This is a genomic window from Flavobacterium sasangense DSM 21067, from assembly GCF_000686885.1.
In the GTDB taxonomy this organism is placed as follows: domain Bacteria; phylum Bacteroidota; class Bacteroidia; order Flavobacteriales; family Flavobacteriaceae; genus Flavobacterium; species Flavobacterium sasangense.
In genome coordinates this window covers 49,456-68,820 of sequence record NZ_JMLU01000005.1, presented here as the reverse complement: position 1 = coordinate 68,820, position 19,365 = coordinate 49,456, and the positions used below count along the sequence as shown (strand labels likewise).

Sequence of the window (19,365 nt, the reverse complement as noted above, 5' to 3'; positions counted from 1 at the left end):
AGCTCCACAATGCTTGTCGAATCCACAGGGAGTACAACTACAATAACATATCATTTTTTTATTTCGCAATTTTTGAACTTTTTTTAAAAGACCAGATCGTGTTCTTTTTACAGATGTTTTTGAAATACTTTTTGTGCACATAATTTTTTTTTAAATATATGAAAAAATATCAAAATTGAACTTAAATTTAAAACACTAAGCATTGATTATAAAAACTTACAGATCATTTTCTTTGTTATTCAAAATTGAATTTCTTGATATTGAAAGTATTAAAAGCAAAACCAACAAAACCAAAGTAATTTGCACGAAAGAAAAACTTAGGTAATTAAATATTAAACCAATTATTGCAATATTAGAAATTCCTAAAATCCAAAAATAAGACTCGCAGATTAATTCTAGAAGTTTTACTCTAACTGTTATACGTGACTTTATTTTTATAAAAATTTCCAACTCATTAGGATATTTAGTAAAAAAATTATTCTCTTTTAATGTTTTGAAATCTTGATTTGAAATTGTTTTTATATAAGATAAGTCATTAAAATTAATTTTTAACAAAAAAACCATATATATATTTGTAATTAAGATTGTTATGATTAATAGTATTAAGAACGTCGAGCTTTCTTTTACTTTTTCAATAGCAAACAAAGTTGTTGCAATTAATAATGGAAAACCAATTATTTTTTGAGTCAAATTATTTAATATTTCAGAGACGTCTTTAAAATACTTTGATTTATACTCATCATATTCTTTTCTTATTTTATCAATAGATAAATTATTTAAATATATCTCAAAATTTATTCTTGCATTGTTTGTAATTTCATTTAATTCTTCAAATACACTGTAAATTCTATTCTCTGAATCAAATCTACTAGCGTATTCGATAATTGAACTTTTTAAAAATTTTGGCAAATGATGATTTTTTTCAACAAAGCAGTTTTTGAAGTTTTCTAGAGAATTATTTAAATTTATATTCTCATCAAAGTGTGATATTTGGTTATGATATTTAACAATCAATCGCCCTTTGTCTGTTAAACTAGTAAAAACAATTTTTCTTGATATGTCATTTAAATAATCAACAAAATGGAAAGCTTCTTCAGTGTCAATTTCTTGAGTTTTTAAGAAATCTATAAAATCGTTAAAGGAAATAGCATTTTTGAAAAAATAATTTTCGTTTTTTTCTTCAAAATTTATGTATGTTGAATTATTTATTAATGAATAAGGTAAATTATCAGGATTTAAAATTAAAACATTATTATTATTTTTTACTTCAGTTAGTTTTAGATAAGAATTAAAATCATGGTAAATTTTTAATGGTAAATTTTCTTTTTCAACACTTAATGTTACATTTCTTATGTTTTCAACTTTAATATTTAAAGCAATAAGTTGACTTTCAATATTTGCAGAATAATGAAAGTCAATTTTATCTGGTTTTATTTCAAAACCAGATTGTTGAAAAATTTCAAATATTTTTCTATGAGTTTCTAACATTAGTTATTACCTATTTCGTTTCTCAATGCATTAGCGAAACTTTGTGATTCAATTATCACAAGATTTGGATTATCTTCTGACAATCTAACCTTTTCGTTTAAGACCCCTCGAGAGAATTTTAAGTTTATCCCATCTCTATTAACCTCAAGTTTAATGAATTTTTTTAATTGCCTTTTATTGAATCTAAATTCAGTATCAATAGAAATATTCTTTTCATCAGCAAAATTTGTTATTATGTTTTCATCTTGATAAAAATGTTGACTTAAATCTCGGACATTTATCGTGTCTGTTGGGCTACTCGAAGCATAACTGTAAACTAAATTTCTGAATGTCTCTATTTCATATTGAGCATTTGTTTCAGGATTTATAGGGGGTTCTATTTGAGTTATGATTTCATAAAGTGATTTTGTATAATCACTGCTTGATTCAAGTTGCTGAATTGAAATCCAATTTTTAAAATATTCTGAGACTTCTTGTTGTCTTAGTTGAGTAAATGAAAGATAATTTATTTCTTCTTCGTCAATTCTATTTTCATTTATTCGACATGCCATAGCTAAATTTTTGGTGTCGACATACTCAACTGTTTGTATAGAAAATGAATTTGCCGTTTTGTTTAAAATTTTACCTTCAACATCACGAATTAAAAAAACAGCAACAAAATTATATCCGTTATCAATATATTCAGTAAATACAAAATATCCTCCAGTTGCAAAAGTAATAGGCTGAATCAGCCCGACTAAATTACCAATTACGAGCCTTGTAAAGTTTATGAAGTCTACATTACTTCTGATAGTGGCCCTATATTCTGTAAACTTTTCTGGAAAATATTTACCTTCTGAATTATCAAATACTGCATATAAAATCCTGTCGCTTTTATAACTATCTGAAAGAGCTGTAACTAAAGCCGTAGATTCAGCATTGTTAGGTATTAATTCTTCAGAAAGTATTAATTCTACCTCATTGCTTTCACTTTCTTTAATTAATTCATGAATTATAATCTTACTAAGTTCCATTTAAATTTTATTTAGAAATTTATTATTCATCTTTAAAATAAATAATAAAATATTAACTCTGCAATATACCAAAATTCTCACAAACTCATTGCTGTAGTTTTTCTGCACATTTTGTTAAAATTTCACCTTTTTTAAAACTCAAACTTCAATTGTACTGAAACACTTTTTTGCGGTAAATCTGTTTTGGTTTTTTCTTCGTTGTTTAAGTTGTGGATGGAAATTCCTAGTAATCTTACGGAGTTTCTTAGGCGCTCTTGGTAAAGTAAATCTTTGGCAACGTCTAAAATGATGTTTTTGTCGTTTACAAAATACGGCAAAGTTTTGCTTCGGGTTTGCAAGGTGAAATCGGAGTATTTTATTTTTAGGGTGATGGTTTTTCCTGATATTTTGCTTTTTTGGAGGCGTTTTTCTAATTCTTTGGCAATGCTTTGCAAACGTTCTTCCATGAAAATTTCGGAAGATAAATTTTCTCCAAAAGTACGTTCCGCTCCTACTGATTTTATCTTACGATTTGGTTTAACCACGCTGTTATGAATGCCACGCACAATTTGGTAATAATGAAAACCGCTGTTACCAAAATGTTTCTCTAAATATTCCAACGGTTTTTGCTTTAAATCATAACCCGTAAAAATACCCAATTGATACATTTTTTCAGCTGTAACTTTTCCAACTCCATAGAATTTTTTAATATCTAACTTTTCTAAAAACGCTTCTACCTCATCTGGATTTACCGTTTTTTGTCCGTTAGGTTTGTTATAATCGGAAGCGATTTTGGCAACAAATTTATTTACTGAAATTCCTGCCGAAGCGGTTAATCCAACTTCTTCAAAAATACGCTTTCTGATTTCTTGAGCAATTAATGTCGCGCTGGGATTGCCTTTTTTATTTTCGGTAACGTCTAAATAGGCTTCATCGAGCGATAATGGCTCAACTAAATCAGTGTAATCGTGGAATATCTTTCTGATTTTTTTGGAAATCTCTTTGTAACGGTCAAATCTTGGTCGCACAAAAATTAAATCGGGACATAATTTCTTCGCTTGAATGCCACTAATCGCACTTCGAACACCAAATTTTCTCGCTTCGTAACTTGCTGCTGAAACCACGCCACGAACTTCACTTCCGCCAACAGCCAAAGGCTTTCCTTTCAACTCTGGATTATCCATTTGCTCTACCGATGCATAAAACGCATCCATGTCTACGTGAATTATTTTTCGGTAGTGCTCGCTCATAAATTATTCAGTAGGAAAAAAGAAACTCATCGGTTTTCTAAAGAAATGTTGCTTTATCGAAGTGATAATTGGGCGTAACTCTGCCAACGGAATATTGCGCGAACGAAACGCCAATCCAAGCGACAAACCAAAACTTACAATAAAGTTCACAAAACCAATAATTCCGATGCCTAAAATACCCCAAAATAACATTGCATTGTTCACCATATAATCGGCGCCGTAAATCGCTAAAGCTAAGTTTCCGCTAGCAAACGTAATATGTCGGATGTCTAAATTCAATCCTAAAAACAAACCTACAGAAGCTGTACTTCCTAAGAAAACTCCGAACCAAAAGTTGGAAATAATTCCTGCCCAATAACGTTCGTACCATTTCGAGATTTTTTCGGCTTTCGCTTTTCCAAAATTCAATTTTAGCAACGGATGCTCTTTAATTCGGTAATAGACATCAAAATGCTTGTCGCGATTTGCAATACTTCCCGAGATAATTCCAGACAAAAACAAGAAAAATCCAGCAATTGCCGCATGAAAAATCGCCATGGAATGTATTGGACTTAAATCGGTAACTAGTTTTTCCCATTTGGTTTCGGCAATATTGTAATCAAAAGCTAAATCGATTAGCCAAATTCCTAAAAGCGCAACCGGAAAAGCCATCACAACATTTCCAACAAAAGCAATAAACTGGGAACGGAATAATCGGGCGAATAAAATAGCGAAACTTTTGTGTTTTTCTCCATCTCCGTTGGCTTGCTTTTTTAATCCGTCTTCCAAGGCGTTAATTAAAGCAGCAGCTGTCATGGCAGGCTGTTTGGTGGCTAAAGTAAATCCTAAAACATAAATCGCAATAAAACCAAACGAATAATTCATACTATACAAAAATGCCTGACCAAAGTAACTACTATCAGCTTTGGAAAGCATAATTTTAAAGATACACAAAAATCCTACAATCAATCCGCCACCCAAAGCTGCATACAACATTTTGAAATACTCCGTTTTGGATTCGGTTATATAGTGTTCGCCTGTTTTTGCGGTGTGTTGCGTGATTTCGTACGACAACAATTGCGTGCTTTCGTTGAATAATTTTCTTACGTTAGTTTTTAAGCAATTGTATTTGATGAGTTTTATCGCTAATTCAATTGATTTTGCTTTTTTGTCTTCGGGTTTATCGATTACCAAAAGCGGCATTAAAACGCCAACACGATACAATTGCTGTTTGATGCGCAACAAGTTTTGGTTCACGCGCAGTGAAATTCCGTATTTAGAGGAGTTTTGAAAGGCTTTCTCGACAAATTCGTTACATTGTTTATACAACACCAGCAACTGTTTGTAATTGATGTCAGATGAAGTCGTATAAAATTCCGATTCTTTATTGCGAATCGTATTTTCAATAGCATACAATTCTTTCTCAAAAGCAGCAAATGGACTTTCTAAATCGGCATATTCAGGCACCATTTTCATTACTTCGGTTTCCAATGCTTTTCCGCTGGTGCGTTGCGACAACAAATTGATAGCTTGCATCACTTCATACAAAGGAGAATTAACTGCAACCGATTCATAAATTGTTTCGAAATGAAATAATTCAAAAAGGATTTCTAACTCAGATTTTGGAATTTTATTAATCCAAACCGGATCAGAATCCACATAAAAAACCTGATTTAAAACATATTGTAAGGTGTTTTTTGGTGCTTGATAGGGTAAAATTTTAGCGAAAACACGCTTTTTAACTTCGTAGAAGAAATCGGTATCTTGAAGAATTCCGGCATCGGTTAAAATAGCATCGAAATTTTTACTTTGTAAAACCGTCTGCAAATACGCCACAAAATTGATTCGTTCCTTATCGTTATTTGAAAAAAATTCGATAATAGGAAAAAGACTTATTTGTTCTGGTTTTTTTGGATTTCTTGGACGGATAGCGTTAACCAATTGAACTAAAATATCAATTTCGTTTTCTTCGTTGCGCCATAATTGCAATTCATTAAAGTATTTTTTAAGAATTTCGTCGGGCGTAATGTGATTTTTGCTGATAAATAAATTCATAATTTTGGTCATAGAATCGTAAAGATACAAAGAGAAAGTATTTTTTAGTAATTTAGAAGCCTAAATAAATATTAAATTTTGACAGAAATAGAGCGCAAATTTTTGGTTACGTCAACCGATTTTATTTCGGAAAGTACGACTCAGTTTAGAATTGTACAAGGCTATTTGAATTCAAATCCAGAACGAACTGTTAGAGTTAGAATCAAAGGTGACAAAGGTTTTTTAACCATAAAAGGCAAAGGAAACGAATCGGGCATGAGTCGTTTTGAGTGGGAAAAAGAAATCGCCATTTCTGAAGCTGAAGCGTTATTACTACTTTGTGAAAAAGGCGCTATTGATAAAATTCGGTACGAAGTTCCAGTGGGAAATCACACCTATGAAGTTGATGTTTTTGCAGGTGAAAACGAAGGTTTAATCGTGGCAGAAATTGAACTGCAATCAGAAAATGAATCTTTTGAAAAACCGAATTGGTTAGGCGAAGAAGTCACTTCTGACGAACGTTATTATAATGCTTTTTTGAGTAACAACCCTTTTAAATCTTGGTAAAATGAAAACACTTTTTGGAATACTTGCCTTGGTTTTATTATTTGCTTGCGGTTCAAATACCGTAATTTATCCTGACAAACCGAAAACCAATCACGAAACCTTTAGCTACAAAGAAGGTGATACTACTTATGTGATGCAGAAATATTTTTTGGTTATGCTAAAAAAAGGTCCTAATCGCGAACATTCAAAGGAAGAAGCTGCCGAAATCCAGAAAAAACATATGGAACACATCAATTGGTTAGCAAAAACAAATAAAATTAGCATCGCTGGTCCATCTGACAAGCATGAAACTATTGCAGGATTTTTACTTTTCAACACTGAAACTATGAAAGAAGCGGATAGTTTGGCGAATCTTGACCCAGCGGTTAAAGCAGGAAGATTAGTGGTGGAAACAGTGCCTTGGTGGGCGTCAAAAGGTAGTAAACTGAAATAATTATTCTACGATTGCTATACTCACGCGTAAGGGAGAGCGTCCGTTGTTGTGAGAAATATCTAAAAATGGTCGTTTTGCCAAGTCGATTTCTCTTCCTCTAGTGTGTGGTCCTCTGTCGTTAATGGTCACAATAACACTTTTGTTATTCGCTAAATTAGTTACTTTTACCTTGGTGCCAAATTTTAGCGATCTATGTGCCGCCGTATATTTTTTATTACTAAAAACTTGTCCACTTGCGGTTCTTCTGCCATTTAATTTATCGGAATAATGAGAAGCTTCTACATTTTTCTTGTATAATTTGGTTTTTAGATTGGTTAAAGAATCGGCAACTCGAATAGAATCTGATTTTTTTATCGAATCTAAAAGTTGAAGGGAATCTTTTTTCTTAACGGTATCATATAAAGAAGCTTTTCTAACGAAACCAGATTTAGTTTCATTAGAAAAGCCTACTAATGCGGCAACAAGTAATACAAATGCAACTATTAAGATATTTTGCTTCATAATTTATTGATTTTGTTGACTTATTACCAAAGATTGTACCAAAAACTAATTGAACCAATTAGCCCAAGGAAGTCTCGATAAGATTAATATTAAACCTAATGTATAAAAAACGGCAATCTTTTTGAATTTTCCGTTGTTACTTTCTTCTTTTTTATGTTTTGACCATCCGATTGTAATTAGTGCCAAAGCAATAATATTAATTAATGGATGTTCTAACGAAGTCAAACGCATAGCAGCGTCTTTCATGTTTCCTAATTGAGCAGAACCTAATGGAGAAACAAAATACAAAATCAAACCTACTAACAATTGAATGTGGCAGATGATTAAGGTAAATAAAGACAAACGTAAGTCTTTATCAGTAAATAATTTTTTAGAAGTTAATCCAAAAATGGCATTAATAGAAGCCAATAACAATAAGCCTAAAGCGGCATACGCTAAAATAGAGTGAACAGATTGAATAGTTTCGTACATACCTAATTTTTTTAAAGTGAATTACAAATATAGGAAATTAAAAACCCCTTACCCAAAAAAATGAATAAGAGGTTTTTATGTAATACATTTTGAAAACTTATTTCAAATATGCTTTTAACAAAAATGAAGTAGAACTATCGTGATTTTTCACTTCTTTTGACTCGATTTCATCTAAGATGGAATTAGCTAATTGTTTTCCTAATTCCACGCCCCATTGGTCATAACTAAAGATGTTCCAAATGATACCTTGCACGAAGATCTTGTGTTCGTACATGGCAACTAAAGCACCTAATGACTCTGGCGTTAATTTATTGACAAGAATAGTATTTGTTGGTTTATTTCCCGAAAAGACTTTGAAAGGCAATAGAAAATCGGCTTTTTCACCTGAAATTCCTTGTTTCTCGAATTCTGCTTTTACTTGCACTTCGGTTTTTCCCATTAATAAAGCTTCGGTTTGCGCAAAGAAATTAGACATTAATTTGTCATGATGATCTTTGTTTCCGTAAAGCGATTGTTTGAATCCGATGAAATCTGTTGGAATTAATTTGGTTCCTTGATGAATCAACTGGAAAAACGCGTGTTGCGAATTTGTTCCAGGTTCACCCCAAATAATGGTTCCCGTTTGATAATTTACTGGTTTTCCATCTCTACCAATACTTTTTCCGTTACTTTCCATGATACCTTGTTGCAGGTATGGTGCTAACTTCTGTAAATATTGGGTATACGGAATTAAAGCTTCGCTTTCGGCACCAAAAAAGTTGTTGTACCAAATGCTTAGTAAAGCTAAAATTACCGGAATATTTTTTTCGAAAGACTCGTTTTTGAAATGTTCGTCCATTTCGTTGGCACCTTTCAATAATTTATCGAAATTATCAAACCCAACTGCTAAACTTACGGATAAACCTACCGCGCTCCATAACGAAAAACGACCCCCAACCCAATCCCACATTGGGAAAACGTTATCAGGATTAATTCCGAATTCGGTTACTTTTTGGATATTGGTTGAAACCGCTACGAAATGCTTAGCCACATCGTCTTGTGAAGCCGATTGTAAGAACCAACTTCTGATAGTTTCAGCATTGGATAAGGTTTCTTGCGTAGTGAAAGTTTTAGAAACGACTACAAATAAAGTAGTTTCTGGATTTAATTTCTTGATTACTTCGTTAACGTGATCGCCATCGACATTAGAAACAAAATGGACGTTTAAATGATTTTTATAGAATTGTAAAGCTTCTACAATCATGGCTGGACCTAAATCAGAACCACCAATTCCAATATTTACAATATCAGTAAATGGTTTTCCTGTAAATCCTTTTTTATTTCCTGAGATAACTTCGTTAGAGAAGTTTTTGATTTTATTTTTTACCGAATATACTTCTGGCATTACGTTAACACCATCAACTAAAATATTAGCTGATTCTTTTGCACGAAGCGCCGTGTGTAAAACCGCTCTATTTTCGGTTTGATTAATTAAATCACCTTGAAAATAACTTGAAATTGCTTGTTTTAATTCAACTTCGTTAGCTAAATTCAATAACAAATCTAAGGTTTCTTGATTGATGATGTTTTTAGAATAATCTACTAAAAAATCATTCCATTGTATGTGAAATTTCTCTGCTCTATTCGCATCAGAAGCAAACAAATCTTTCATAGATGTTGCTTGCATTTTCTCAAAGTGAGATTGTATTTGCTGCCATGCAGCTGTTTGTGATGGGTTTACTTTTGGTAGTGCCATTATTCTTTAAATTTTACTGCAGTTATACTATCCAATTCTTTCTTTAAAGGGGCAATATGTGCTAAATATTTTTGTTTATGAGATTCATTCATCGGTTCGGCATTTGGTAATTTCAGCCTAAGCGGATCTACTTGAACGCCATTTTTCCAAAAACGGTAACAAACGTGAGGACCCGTCGCTAAACCTGTACTTCCTACTTTACCAATCACTTGTCCTTGTGTAACGCGTTGTCCGTTTCGAACCAAAATTTTAGACATGTGCAAATATTGCGTAGAATAAGTTGAGCTATGACGAACTTTTACAAAATTTCCATTACCCGCTGTATAACCAGTTCGTTCTACAACGCCTGAAGCAGTGGTTTTAATTGGTGTTCCATGAGGAGCTGCATAATCGGTTCCGTTATGGGCTTTGAAACGCATTTGCACAGGATGAAAACGTCTGCCCGAAAAACGAGACGAAATTCTAAAATAATCCAACGGAGCTTTTAAGAACATACTTTTTAAACCTTTTCCGTTTTCATCATAAAAATCTTCATATTTCTGATTTTCGGATAATTTATATGGGAAAGCGAAGATTTTCTTGCCTTTATGCTCAAAATAAGACGCTTCAATACTTTCCACTCCCACGTAAATAGAATCGTCGATGTAACGTTCGTTTATAGTAACTGCAAATTTATCCCCTTTTTGAATCTTGAAGAAATCGACGGTATAAGCATAAATATTCGCTAACTTATTAGCTAAACCAGCGCTAACTCCGGCATTACTTAGAGTTTCGGATAATGAACCTTCGATTTCCGCCGCTACTACTCTTCTTCTTAAAGTGGTGGGTTTTTGTTTGTTTGAAACTACTATAGAATCTCTAAAATCAACCACGGTGTAATTAATCCTATCCTCAATATAAACTAAAGCTTGAAGCGTGTTAGGCTTTTTCTTATCGAGAAACATGATATAAGGTTTGCCAGCTTTAATTCTTTTAACATTGAATGAATCTTTTACTTTTTCAGTAACATCGTGAATGCGTAAACTATCTTTTAATGGGAATTTTTCTAGTAATTTTCCAAATGTATCACCAGAGCGAATAGTATCTCTAACCACTTTATAGTCGTTAAATGTAAATCCGTACTCTTTTATGATGGGTTCTTTTTTTACTACTGCTTTTTTAGCTTTTTCTGATTCATCTTTCGAATTACAAGCAGTAAAAAAAGTAACAAATAAAATGGCTAATACTAAATATCTCAATGTTTTTTGTTTTGTGCGCTATGGCGGTTATTCTCCCCAGTTATCTAATTCTTCTTTCGTCCATAGTTCAGGAAAAAATATTCGTTTTTGGTATTTTGGTAACATGTATTTTTTCCAATCACTTCCGCCTGTTGCTTCGTGATTTCCTGGTACACTTTCAATGTATTTTTTGGCAGCATTAAAGTGACCCATTACCCAAGTTATATTAACCGTTTTGTCGTAATGACGCATCGCAGCAACTAATTCAGGATTTTGTTGATCGGCTTCTGGTAATTGTTTGAATTTTCTCCACAAATTAATCGTGTTGTATTCTTCCATCCAATCTAAGAACACTTTTTTGTATTTTCTTTCGAATTCTAAAATCAGATATGATTTTTCACCCGTATGATAATCTTTTCCTGCAGCTTGCCAATACAAATGTTCAAAAGTATGTTCGTATGGTGTATTTCTATCAATAGTAGCTCTAAAACGATTATCGATTAAGTTAATTAAATCCGTTGAACTGAATTCAATTAAACGATATTGTGCCGATTGGAAACCGCTCGCTGGTGTTAAAGTATTTCGGAATTTTAAATATTGTTCAGGCTCCATTCCGTCTTTCATAATGTCGAAAGAAGTGGTTAGCATATCGAAATAACGACTAATTCTTCCTAATTTCTCCGTGAAATAATCAGTTGTAGGTTTTTCGTTATGACACAACTGGTTCATTTCCCAAAGAATCATTTTGAACAACAATTCATTTACTTGATGATACATTACAAACACCATTTCATCTGGCAAAGTGGTGCGTTGTGTTTGAAGACTCAAAAGCGCATCCGTTTGAATATAATCCCAATAGGTAATGGGTTTAGCCCAAAGTAACCCTTCTAAATGAGTGGATGTATTTTGATTTATTGCTTCAAATTTATCATGAAGTTGATCTAATTGTTCTTGAATTTTTGGAGTTACTTCCATTATCTTTCTACTTTTACTTTAAATGAATTTTTTAAGCCTTTAAAAGCTTCTAAATCGGCTTTTAAAGAACCCACTGCTAAACTTGCCTTTATACGGATTGGGATTTTATTATCATCATCTGATATCCAAACAGTTAAACTTTCCTCTTCTTTAAAAACTCTACCCGCTTGAACGTAGGGTCTAAAAATCATACAAGAAACTTTTCCAAATTTAGTTTTTATATCTTCTCTACCAATAAATTTTAGCTTAAATTTTGTGGTTTCATTGTCAAAAAACATATCAATTGAGACAGATTCTCCAACTTTTAATTTGTCAATTTTTGGATGATTTCTCAAATAGTAAAATGAAGACACAATATCTTGTACTTCTTCTGGAACAGAAAATGTTTTTTCGGTTTTATGTTTATAATCTTTAACTAAAACCGTATTTCGATCTTGATTAAAAAAGCCTTCTTGATTTTTTGTATAACCTCCTTCATCAATTTTTCTAACAAATTGATACGGCTTTCCCGTTTGTTTGTCGAAATAACTTTCGTAATTATCATCAACTTCAAAGAAAAATTTGGTCATTCCTACGGTCCAACCTTTTCCTACAACGTGATGTACTTTTTTATTGTTTTTGACTGCGTCTTTAATTTCTAAAGTGGCATAGCCTGCATTAACCATTCCATAGTGAATTCGAAGTTTAAACCACTCTCCAGTAGTATATGCATTTTCTTGTACTACAAAAGAATTTGTAAACACAAATAAAACGAGAAGTAAGATAATTTTTTTCATAGTTTATTCATTTTTAGAAATGAAAATGCAATTTCTGTTCCAAAAATACTAAAACAAAAAAACCCAGTCAAAAATATGACTGAGTTTTTATGCTATTAACCAACCAAAAAACTATAAATTATGAAAATTTATTACAAAGCAAGGCAAACTACCTCCTTGTTTTGCGAGTGCAAAGGTATATATGTTTTTGAATTATTCTTAGTTAAATTTCAACTTTAACATTTTTTTATCAAAAATGACACCACTACAACGTTGTAATTTGATGATTTGTCAATAATTTTAACTTTTTATAACGTACCTCGCAATTCTTGCTCACGCTCAATTGACTCAAAAAGGGCTTTAAAGTTACCTGCACCAAACCCACGAGCACCCATTCTTTGAATAATTTCAAAGAAAAGTGTTGGACGATCTTCAACTGGCTTGGTAAAAATTTGTAACAAATAACCTTCCTCGTCAGCATCAATCATGATACCTAATTTTTGAAGTTCGTTAATATCTTCTTTAAATTTAGACATGTGATCTTTTAATCTTTCTGGAATTGCATCATAATATGCTTGAGGTGGCGTACTTAAAAACTCGATTCCTCTAGCACGCATTTCAGCTACGGTTGAAATGATATCATCAGTTGCCACAGCAATGTGCTGCACTCCTTCTCCTTCATAAAAGTCTAAATATTCTTCAATTTGAGAACGTTTTTTACCTTCCGCTGGTTCGTTAATTGGGAATTTAATTCTACCATTACCATTAGACATTACTTTAGACATTAAAGCAGAATATTCTGTAGTAATTTGTTTGTCATCAAATGAAAGGAAATTTACAAATCCCATAACATCTTCAAACCATTTTACTGCTTCATTCATTCTGTTCCAACCCGTATTACCTACCATGTGGTCGATATATTTTAATCCTACTGGTGTTGGGTTATAATCTGATTTCCATTCGCTATAGCCTGGTAAAAAGATTCCGTTATAATTTTTGCGTTCTACAAAAACGAAAACAGTTTCACCATAAGCTCCATAAATACCTGCACGAACCACTTCTCCATTTTCGTCTTTTTCAACTACTGGTTCAAAATAAGATTTTGCACCACGCTTAGTTGTTTCTTCGTAAGACTGACGTGCATCTTCTACCCAAAGGGCAATCACTTTAACTCCATCACCATGTTTTTTTACATGTTCTCCAATTGGAGAATCACTATTTAAAGCGGTAGTTAATACCAAACGGATTTTGTCTTGTTTTAAAACGTAAGACGCCTTGTCTTTAACTCCTGTTTCTAATCCTGCATAGGCTAAAGATTGAAACCCGAAAGCTGTTTTATAAAAATGCGCTGCTTGTTTTGCGTTTCCTACGTAAAATTCTACGTAATCTGTTCCCATTAAAGGCAAGAAGTCTTGTGCTCCTTCAAATATTTTTTCTAATCCGTATTCTACTGATTTTATTTCTTGTGACATGATTCTAATATTTTAAAAATGGTACTATTTACCAAAAGTTGTGTTTAATTTTTTATTCCTCTAACCAAGATTGATAATACGTTTCATCTGCAATACCCATGGCATCTTCCGTAACCATTAAAGGTTTGAAAGTATCTACCATTACCGCTAATTCTAACGTTTCTTTTTTACCAATACTTCTTTCTGCTGCTCCTGGGTGTGGCCCGTGAGGAATTCCGGCAGGATGTAAAGAAATATTTCCTGGTTTCACATCATTTCTGCTCATAAAATCGCCATCTACATAATACAATACCTCATCAGCATCAATATTACTGTGGTTATATGGAGCAGGAATTGACAATGGGTGATAATCGTATAACCTTGGTACAAACGAACAAATTACGAAAGCATTTGTTTCAAACGTTTGGTGAATTGGTGGTGGTAAATGAATTCTACCTGTAATTGGTTCGAAATCGTGAATTGAAAACGCATATGGATAATTAAATCCGTCGTATCCAATTACATCAAACGGATGTGAAGCATAAACCATTTCGAAAATTTCGTCTTTTTTCTTTACTTTAATTACGAAATCTCCTTTTTCATTATAGGTTTCTAATTCTTCTGGACGACGAATATCTCTTTCGCAAAATGGCGAATGTTCTAATAATTGTCCAAACCAGTTTCTGTATTGTTTTGGAGTATAAACTGGCGAATGTGATTCAACAATAAACAAACGATTGTCTTCGGTATCGAAATCCATTTTATAAATCATTCCTCTTGGAACTACTAAATAATCGCCATATTTGAAATCTAAATTTCCTAACATGGTTCTTAGTTTTCCTGTTCCTTTGTGGATGAAAATTACTTCATCTGAATCGGTATTTTTATAAAAATAATCCGTTGTAGATTTTCTTGGTGCAGCCAAAACAATGTGACAATCCGAATTCGTCAAAACAATTTTTCTACTTTCTAGATAATCATCTTGCGGTTCAATTTCAAATCCTCTTAATTTATAAGACTGAATGTTATTTGATTTCGCAATTTTTGGCGCAACACTGTATTGTCTTCTGATTTCTTTAACCTGAGTTGGTCTTTGCTCGTGATATGAATTGGTAGACATTCCGTCAAAACCAACCGTTCCGAACAACTGCTCATAATACAAATCACCGTTTGGTTTACGGAATTGTATATGACGTTTGTGAGGAATATTCCCTAGTTTGTGATATATTGGCATTTTTTCTTTTATTAAAAGTTCTAATAATAGCTTAAAGCAAGATTATAAATCTAGCTGTAAATCAAAAAAGAAGTTTTGCTCACTCAGGATTTCTCTTGATGAGGAACTTTAAATGCGAAAGTAAGTCGGTCCAATTTTTCATCATTACAAATATCGTAAAAAAATTTTAAAACCAAAATCCTACTGAAAACCATGTGTAATGGTTTCTTGTTTCTGGCGACCATGAATGTTTAATTTCTACTGGTCCAATAACTGTTTCCATACCATAACCTAAAGAATAGCCTGAATAATTAGGTTTTACTAACCATGTATCAATGGTATCAAAAATCTTATTTCCTATATTAGCAAAGTTAGCACTAAAATTCAAATGATGCTTCTTAAAAACTTCATAATCTGCTGTTAATAAAAGTTTTACATAGCTATCTCCTGCCAAACTTAAGAAATCATAACCAAAAAAAGGCTTAATATTATTTACTTGCTGAAATCCGTAACCTCCTAAAATAAAATCGAAATAAGAAACGCTTCTTTCACCAATTGCAAAACCACCTTCGGTTTGGAGCTTAAAAGTCATGTTTTTAAAAACGGGTTGTGCAAAACCAAAATCTGCTTTTGCAACAGTAAAACGCTCAAAATTATTTTTATAATCTGACGAGTATCCATAGTATCTTATCTCGGAATTAAAATTCCAACCCGTTCTGGAAAAATATTTTTTATCAAATGAATCGTACTTCATAAATCCAAAAACCGACAAATAATTACTATCTTCAAAAACAGGTTTTGTGTTTTCTAATGTTTCCGATTCTAATCTTAAAAATTTAAACTCTACTCCTCCACCAAGTGAAAATTTTTGAGCAAAAATGGTTTGTAAATACGCTTGATTACTCAAGTCAAAAAAATCTACGTTTATTGCATTGGCTGTAGTATTAAAAACAACGTCATCAGCAATGTTACTTGTAATATTTCTATTGAAGGTTGTTAATTTAGAATTGAAACCAAAACTCCAATAAAATCCGTTATCAATATAATAATCAAAATTGTATCGAATGTTATCTCCCAAAATCAAATCTAATGACGCAACATCATTTTTAGCCAAGAGTCGTTTCTTAGTATAATTCAATAAGATTCCACTTTTAAATAAATCGTCATAATGCAATCCGAACTTCAAAAACGCAGTATTTTCATTTTCTTTCAAGTGCAAGATTAATTTATCACCATCTTGCATTTTTTCAAATGAATAATTAATAGCACTGAAATTTTGTGTAGCATTTAAGTTTAAAACCCCTTTTTGCAACTGAGTCATTGAGATTTTGGTGTTTCTTTTAAATTTCAACTTACCAATAATATACGCTCTAGTGAAATTATCTAATTTATTAAAAACGATATCTTTAATGTAGATAGAATCTTGAGCGATTACATTGCCATTATTTCTAGAACCTAAGTTGCTGAAAGGCGTTAATTCTTTAACAAATTCTAGTGCTTTTTCTTTCCCTTTCCCAATAATTTCTTTCCCTTTATCAAACGCTACAACAGTAAATCCTTTTATGTCTGGTTTGATGTAAATATCGGTAGCTTTTTGCTTTCCTTCCATTTTTTCTATCATGGAAAAATTATTGATTTGTGCTAAAACGGAAGTAACACCTTTTAACTCATCTCTAGTTTTTAAACCATCTTGTACATCAACACCAATAACAATGTCAATTCCTCGAGATTTTAATTCTTCAATAGGATAATTATCCACAACACCACCATCGATTAAAACCCTGCCGTTTATTTCAACCGGACTATACAAAGTAGGTAATGCACCACTTGCAATCATGTTTTGAGCTAAAACACCCGAATCCAAAACCACTTTTTCACCCGTTTCGGCATCTGTTGCAATACATAAGAAAGGAATAGGCAGTTGTTTGAAATCACGAACATGACTCACATGCTGTGTTAAAGAAGACAATAAATTGAAATTATAAAGTCCTTTTGATAATCCAGAAGGTAATCCCAATTTAAATTTATTAAAGGGAAGTGTTAAAGCGTAAATCTCGTCATTTCGCTTTTCATAAAACGATTTAGAACCTCTTGGTGTATAATCCTGAAGTAAGGCATCAACATCCACATTAGAAAAAATAGAATCCAATTGCTCTGCATTATAGCCAGATGCATACAATCCACCTACAATCGCACCCATACTGGTTCCAGCCACATAATCAACTTTTATACCAAGTGAATCGATTACTTTTAGAACGCCAATATGTGCCAATCCTTTTGCACCACCACCACTAAGCACAAGTCCAACTTTTGGTCGCGGGTTTTCTTGTCCTAAGCTGATTTGGGTTAGAAATAGTAGGCTTACAAACAAGAGGAGTTTTTTCATTTCTATTTAGGAGTATTTTTCTTGTAAAAGTCGGAAATTTTTTTGGCTTTTGAAACACCTACAACTTCAGAAATAGCTTTTTCGTCGGCAATTTGCAATCTTTTAACACTTTTGAAATGTTTCATTAAAGTAATCATCGTTTTTTCTCCAATACCCGGAATACTTTCCAAACTATTGGTTAAAGCTGATTTACTTCTTTTATCTCTGTGATGCGTTATTCCAAATCGATGTGCTTCGTTTCGTAAATACTGAATCACTTTCAAGGTTTCCGATTTTTTATCCAAATACAACGGCACCGAATCACCCGGATAAAATAATTCTTCCAAACGTTTTGCAATTCCGATAATGGCAATTTTTCCTCGTAAACCTAAATCATCCAAACTTTTTAAAGCCGAAGACAACTGCCCTTTTCCTCCATCAATAATAATCAATTGCGGTAAAGGTTGATTTTCATCTAACATCCGTTTGTATCTACGATACACCACTTCTTCCATCGAAGCGAAATCATTTGGGCCTTCAACGGTTTTGATATTGAAATGACGGTAATCTTTTTTACTCGGTTTTCCATCTTTAAAAACCACGCAAGCCGAAACCGGATTCGTTCCTTGAATGTTCGAGTTATCAAAACACTCAATATGTCTTGGCTCTACTGATAAACGCAAATCTTTCTGCATTTGTGCCATGATGCGATTTGTGTGTCGCTCTGGGTCAACAATTTGAATTTGTTTTAATTGGTCTAATCGATAAAATTTGGCGTTACGCTCCGATAAATCTAAAATTTGCTTTTTATCGCCCAATTGCGGGACGGTTACTTTTATATTTTCGCCCAAATCAATCGCAAACGGAACTACAATTTCTCTCGCATTTAAATGAAAACGTTCGCGTAATTCTACCACGGCTAATTCCAACAATTCTTCGTTGGTTTCATTCAATTTTTTCTTTAATTCCAACGTATGCGAACGAACGATAGCTCCATGTGAAATCTGTAAAAAGTTCACATACGCCATCGTTTCATCCGAAATAATAGAAAACACATCCAAGTTGGTGATTTTCGGATTTAAAACCGTAGAACGCGATTGGTAATTTTCTAAAACCTCGATTTTTTCTTTGATTTTTTGCGCTTCTTCAAACTTCATTTCCATCGCTAAATCAGTCATTAATTTTTTGAAATCTTTCAAACTTTCTTTGAAATTTCCCTTCAAAATTTGACGGATTTTTTCGACTTGATTTTGATAGTTTTCAGCCGTTTCATATCCTTCACAAGCGCCTTTACAATTGCCAATATGATATTCCAAACAGACTTTGAATTTTCCAGAATCGATATTAGCTTTTGATAAATCGTAAGTACAAGTTCTAAGCGGATATAATTCTTTAATCAAATCCAAAATCGTATGAACGGTTTTAAAACTGGTGTAAGGTCCAAAATATTCCGAACCATCTTTAATCATTTTTCGAGTGGAAAATATTCTTGGAAATCGTTCGTTTTTGATGCAAATCCAAGGATAAGTTTTATCATCGCGAAGCAAGACATTGTAACGCGGTTGCAGCTTTTTAATCAGGTTGTTTTCCAACAATAATGCATCGGTTTCCGTAGGAACAACAATGTGTTTTATCGTAACTATCTTCTTAACTAAAACCGAAGTTTTATAATTGTCGTGATTCTTAGTAAAATACGATTGAACGCGTTTTTTTAAGTTTTTCGCTTTCCCAACATATAGAATTTTTCCTTCCTTATCATAATACTGATACACACCTGGATTATCGGGTAAAGTTTGGATTTGAAGTTCTAATGGTGTTTGCATTTTTAAAAAAGAGGTAAAGAACAAAGATAAGAGAATTGTTTTAATTGGCACGCGGAATACGCGGATGCTTTGCAGTACAGATGAAACGAATTTAAACATTGCAAACTTTGGGTTTA

At 32.6% G+C, this 19,365-nt stretch carries 16 protein-coding genes; 2 read left to right on the top strand and 14 right to left on the bottom strand.

All coding sequences use genetic code 11. The features are described 5' to 3' along the window. Positions 1-216: 216 nt before the first annotated feature. From BP92_RS0105680 to BP92_RS0105665, 4 genes are all read right to left on the bottom strand, one after another. Positions 217-1,488: a hypothetical protein gene (locus tag BP92_RS0105680; protein ID WP_026725174.1), complete on the bottom strand. Its 1,272-nt coding sequence runs from the start codon at positions 1,486-1,488 to the stop codon at positions 217-219. Continuing rightward, positions 1,488-2,501, bottom strand: coding sequence for a nucleoid-associated protein (locus BP92_RS0105675; RefSeq protein WP_026725173.1), 1,014 nt, complete (start codon positions 2,499-2,501; stop codon positions 1,488-1,490). The genes BP92_RS0105680 and BP92_RS0105675 overlap by 1 nt, the downstream gene beginning before the upstream one ends. 131 nt (positions 2,502-2,632) lie before the next feature. Continuing rightward, the gene (gene dinB, locus BP92_RS0105670; RefSeq protein ID WP_026725172.1) at positions 2,633-3,730 is read right to left on the bottom strand and encodes a DNA polymerase IV; all 1,098 of its coding nucleotides are present in this window, start codon (positions 3,728-3,730) and stop codon (positions 2,633-2,635) included. A 3-nt stretch (positions 3,731-3,733) separates the two neighbouring features. Beyond that, positions 3,734-5,764: a recombinase gene (locus BP92_RS0105665; RefSeq protein ID WP_035692979.1), complete on the bottom strand. Its 2,031-nt coding sequence runs from the start codon at positions 5,762-5,764 to the stop codon at positions 3,734-3,736. A 78-nt stretch (positions 5,765-5,842) separates the two neighbouring features. On the opposite strand from BP92_RS0105665, the gene BP92_RS0105660 reads away from it, so the two are divergent. Next, on the top strand, positions 5,843-6,310 hold the full coding sequence (locus BP92_RS0105660; protein WP_026725170.1) for a CYTH domain-containing protein: 468 nt from the start codon (positions 5,843-5,845) through the stop codon (positions 6,308-6,310). A 1-nt stretch (position 6,311) separates the two neighbouring features. Further along, entirely contained in the window at positions 6,312-6,743 is a 432-nt protein-coding gene (locus tag BP92_RS0105655; protein WP_026725169.1) for a YciI family protein, read from the top strand. Here BP92_RS0105655 and BP92_RS0105650 read toward each other — a convergent pair whose 3' ends face one another. The 10 genes from BP92_RS0105650 to uvrC form a co-directional block, all read right to left on the bottom strand. Continuing rightward, positions 6,744-7,244: a septal ring lytic transglycosylase RlpA family protein gene (locus BP92_RS0105650; RefSeq protein ID WP_026725168.1), complete on the bottom strand. Its 501-nt coding sequence runs from the start codon at positions 7,242-7,244 to the stop codon at positions 6,744-6,746. It abuts the gene before it with no gap. Positions 7,245-7,289: 45 nt separating this feature from the next. Continuing rightward, on the bottom strand, positions 7,290-7,715 hold the full coding sequence (locus BP92_RS0105645) for a hypothetical protein (protein WP_026725167.1): 426 nt from the start codon (positions 7,713-7,715) through the stop codon (positions 7,290-7,292). A gap of 97 nt (positions 7,716-7,812) precedes the next feature. After that, positions 7,813-9,450 carry a glucose-6-phosphate isomerase gene (pgi, locus tag BP92_RS0105640; RefSeq protein ID WP_026725166.1) on the bottom strand — a complete coding sequence of 546 codons (1,638 nt, stop codon included), beginning with the start codon at positions 9,448-9,450 and terminating at the stop codon, positions 7,813-7,815. Then, positions 9,450-10,688: a M23 family metallopeptidase gene (locus BP92_RS0105635; protein ID WP_026725165.1), complete on the bottom strand. Its 1,239-nt coding sequence runs from the start codon at positions 10,686-10,688 to the stop codon at positions 9,450-9,452. The genes pgi and BP92_RS0105635 overlap by 1 nt, the downstream gene beginning before the upstream one ends. Positions 10,689-10,715: 27 nt before the next feature. Then, positions 10,716-11,642: a tryptophan 2,3-dioxygenase family protein gene (locus tag BP92_RS0105630; protein WP_026725164.1), complete on the bottom strand. Its 927-nt coding sequence runs from the start codon at positions 11,640-11,642 to the stop codon at positions 10,716-10,718. Beyond that, a complete protein-coding gene (locus BP92_RS0105625; RefSeq protein WP_026725163.1) occupies positions 11,642-12,418 on the bottom strand; it encodes a DUF3108 domain-containing protein in 777 nt (258 codons plus the stop codon). Before BP92_RS0105625 ends, BP92_RS0105630 begins: the two co-directional genes overlap by 1 nt. A 287-nt stretch (positions 12,419-12,705) precedes the next feature. Next, positions 12,706-13,869 carry a 4-hydroxyphenylpyruvate dioxygenase gene (gene hppD, locus BP92_RS0105620; RefSeq protein ID WP_026725162.1) on the bottom strand — a complete coding sequence of 388 codons (1,164 nt, stop codon included), beginning with the start codon at positions 13,867-13,869 and terminating at the stop codon, positions 12,706-12,708. Positions 13,870-13,921: 52 nt separating this feature from the next. Next, positions 13,922-15,082, bottom strand: coding sequence for a homogentisate 1,2-dioxygenase (locus tag BP92_RS0105615; RefSeq protein WP_026725161.1), 1,161 nt, complete (start codon positions 15,080-15,082; stop codon positions 13,922-13,924). Between the two features lie 166 nt (positions 15,083-15,248). Beyond that, positions 15,249-17,447: a patatin-like phospholipase family protein gene (locus BP92_RS0105610; protein WP_026725160.1), complete on the bottom strand. Its 2,199-nt coding sequence runs from the start codon at positions 17,445-17,447 to the stop codon at positions 15,249-15,251. Between the two features lie 2 nt (positions 17,448-17,449). After that, entirely contained in the window at positions 17,450-19,249 is a 1,800-nt protein-coding gene (gene uvrC / locus BP92_RS0105605; protein WP_026725159.1) for an excinuclease ABC subunit UvrC, read from the bottom strand. Positions 19,250-19,365 lie beyond the last annotated feature (116 nt).

Coding starts and splice junctions, on each gene's coding strand:
- BP92_RS0105680 (WP_026725174.1), bottom strand. CDS start 1,488: ATGTTAGAAACTCATAGAAAAATATTTGAAATTTTTCAACAATCTGGT.
- BP92_RS0105675 (WP_026725173.1), bottom strand. CDS start 2,501: ATGGAACTTAGTAAGATTATAATTCATGAATTAATTAAAGAAAGTGAA.
- dinB (WP_026725172.1), bottom strand. CDS start 3,730: ATGAGCGAGCACTACCGAAAAATAATTCACGTAGACATGGATGCGTTT.
- BP92_RS0105665 (WP_035692979.1), bottom strand. CDS start 5,764: ATGAATTTATTTATCAGCAAAAATCACATTACGCCCGACGAAATTCTT.
- BP92_RS0105655 (WP_026725169.1), top strand. CDS start 6,312: ATGAAAACACTTTTTGGAATACTTGCCTTGGTTTTATTATTTGCTTGC.
- BP92_RS0105650 (WP_026725168.1), bottom strand. CDS start 7,244: ATGAAGCAAAATATCTTAATAGTTGCATTTGTATTACTTGTTGCCGCA.
- BP92_RS0105645 (WP_026725167.1), bottom strand. CDS start 7,715: ATGTACGAAACTATTCAATCTGTTCACTCTATTTTAGCGTATGCCGCT.
- pgi (WP_026725166.1), bottom strand. CDS start 9,450: ATGGCACTACCAAAAGTAAACCCATCACAAACAGCTGCATGGCAGCAA.
- BP92_RS0105630 (WP_026725164.1), bottom strand. CDS start 11,642: ATGGAAGTAACTCCAAAAATTCAAGAACAATTAGATCAACTTCATGAT.
- BP92_RS0105625 (WP_026725163.1), bottom strand. CDS start 12,418: ATGAAAAAAATTATCTTACTTCTCGTTTTATTTGTGTTTACAAATTCT.
- hppD (WP_026725162.1), bottom strand. CDS start 13,869: ATGTCACAAGAAATAAAATCAGTAGAATACGGATTAGAAAAAATATTT.
- BP92_RS0105615 (WP_026725161.1), bottom strand. CDS start 15,082: ATGCCAATATATCACAAACTAGGGAATATTCCTCACAAACGTCATATA.
- BP92_RS0105610 (WP_026725160.1), bottom strand. CDS start 17,447: ATGAAAAAACTCCTCTTGTTTGTAAGCCTACTATTTCTAACCCAAATC.
- uvrC (WP_026725159.1), bottom strand. CDS start 19,249: ATGCAAACACCATTAGAACTTCAAATCCAAACTTTACCCGATAATCCA.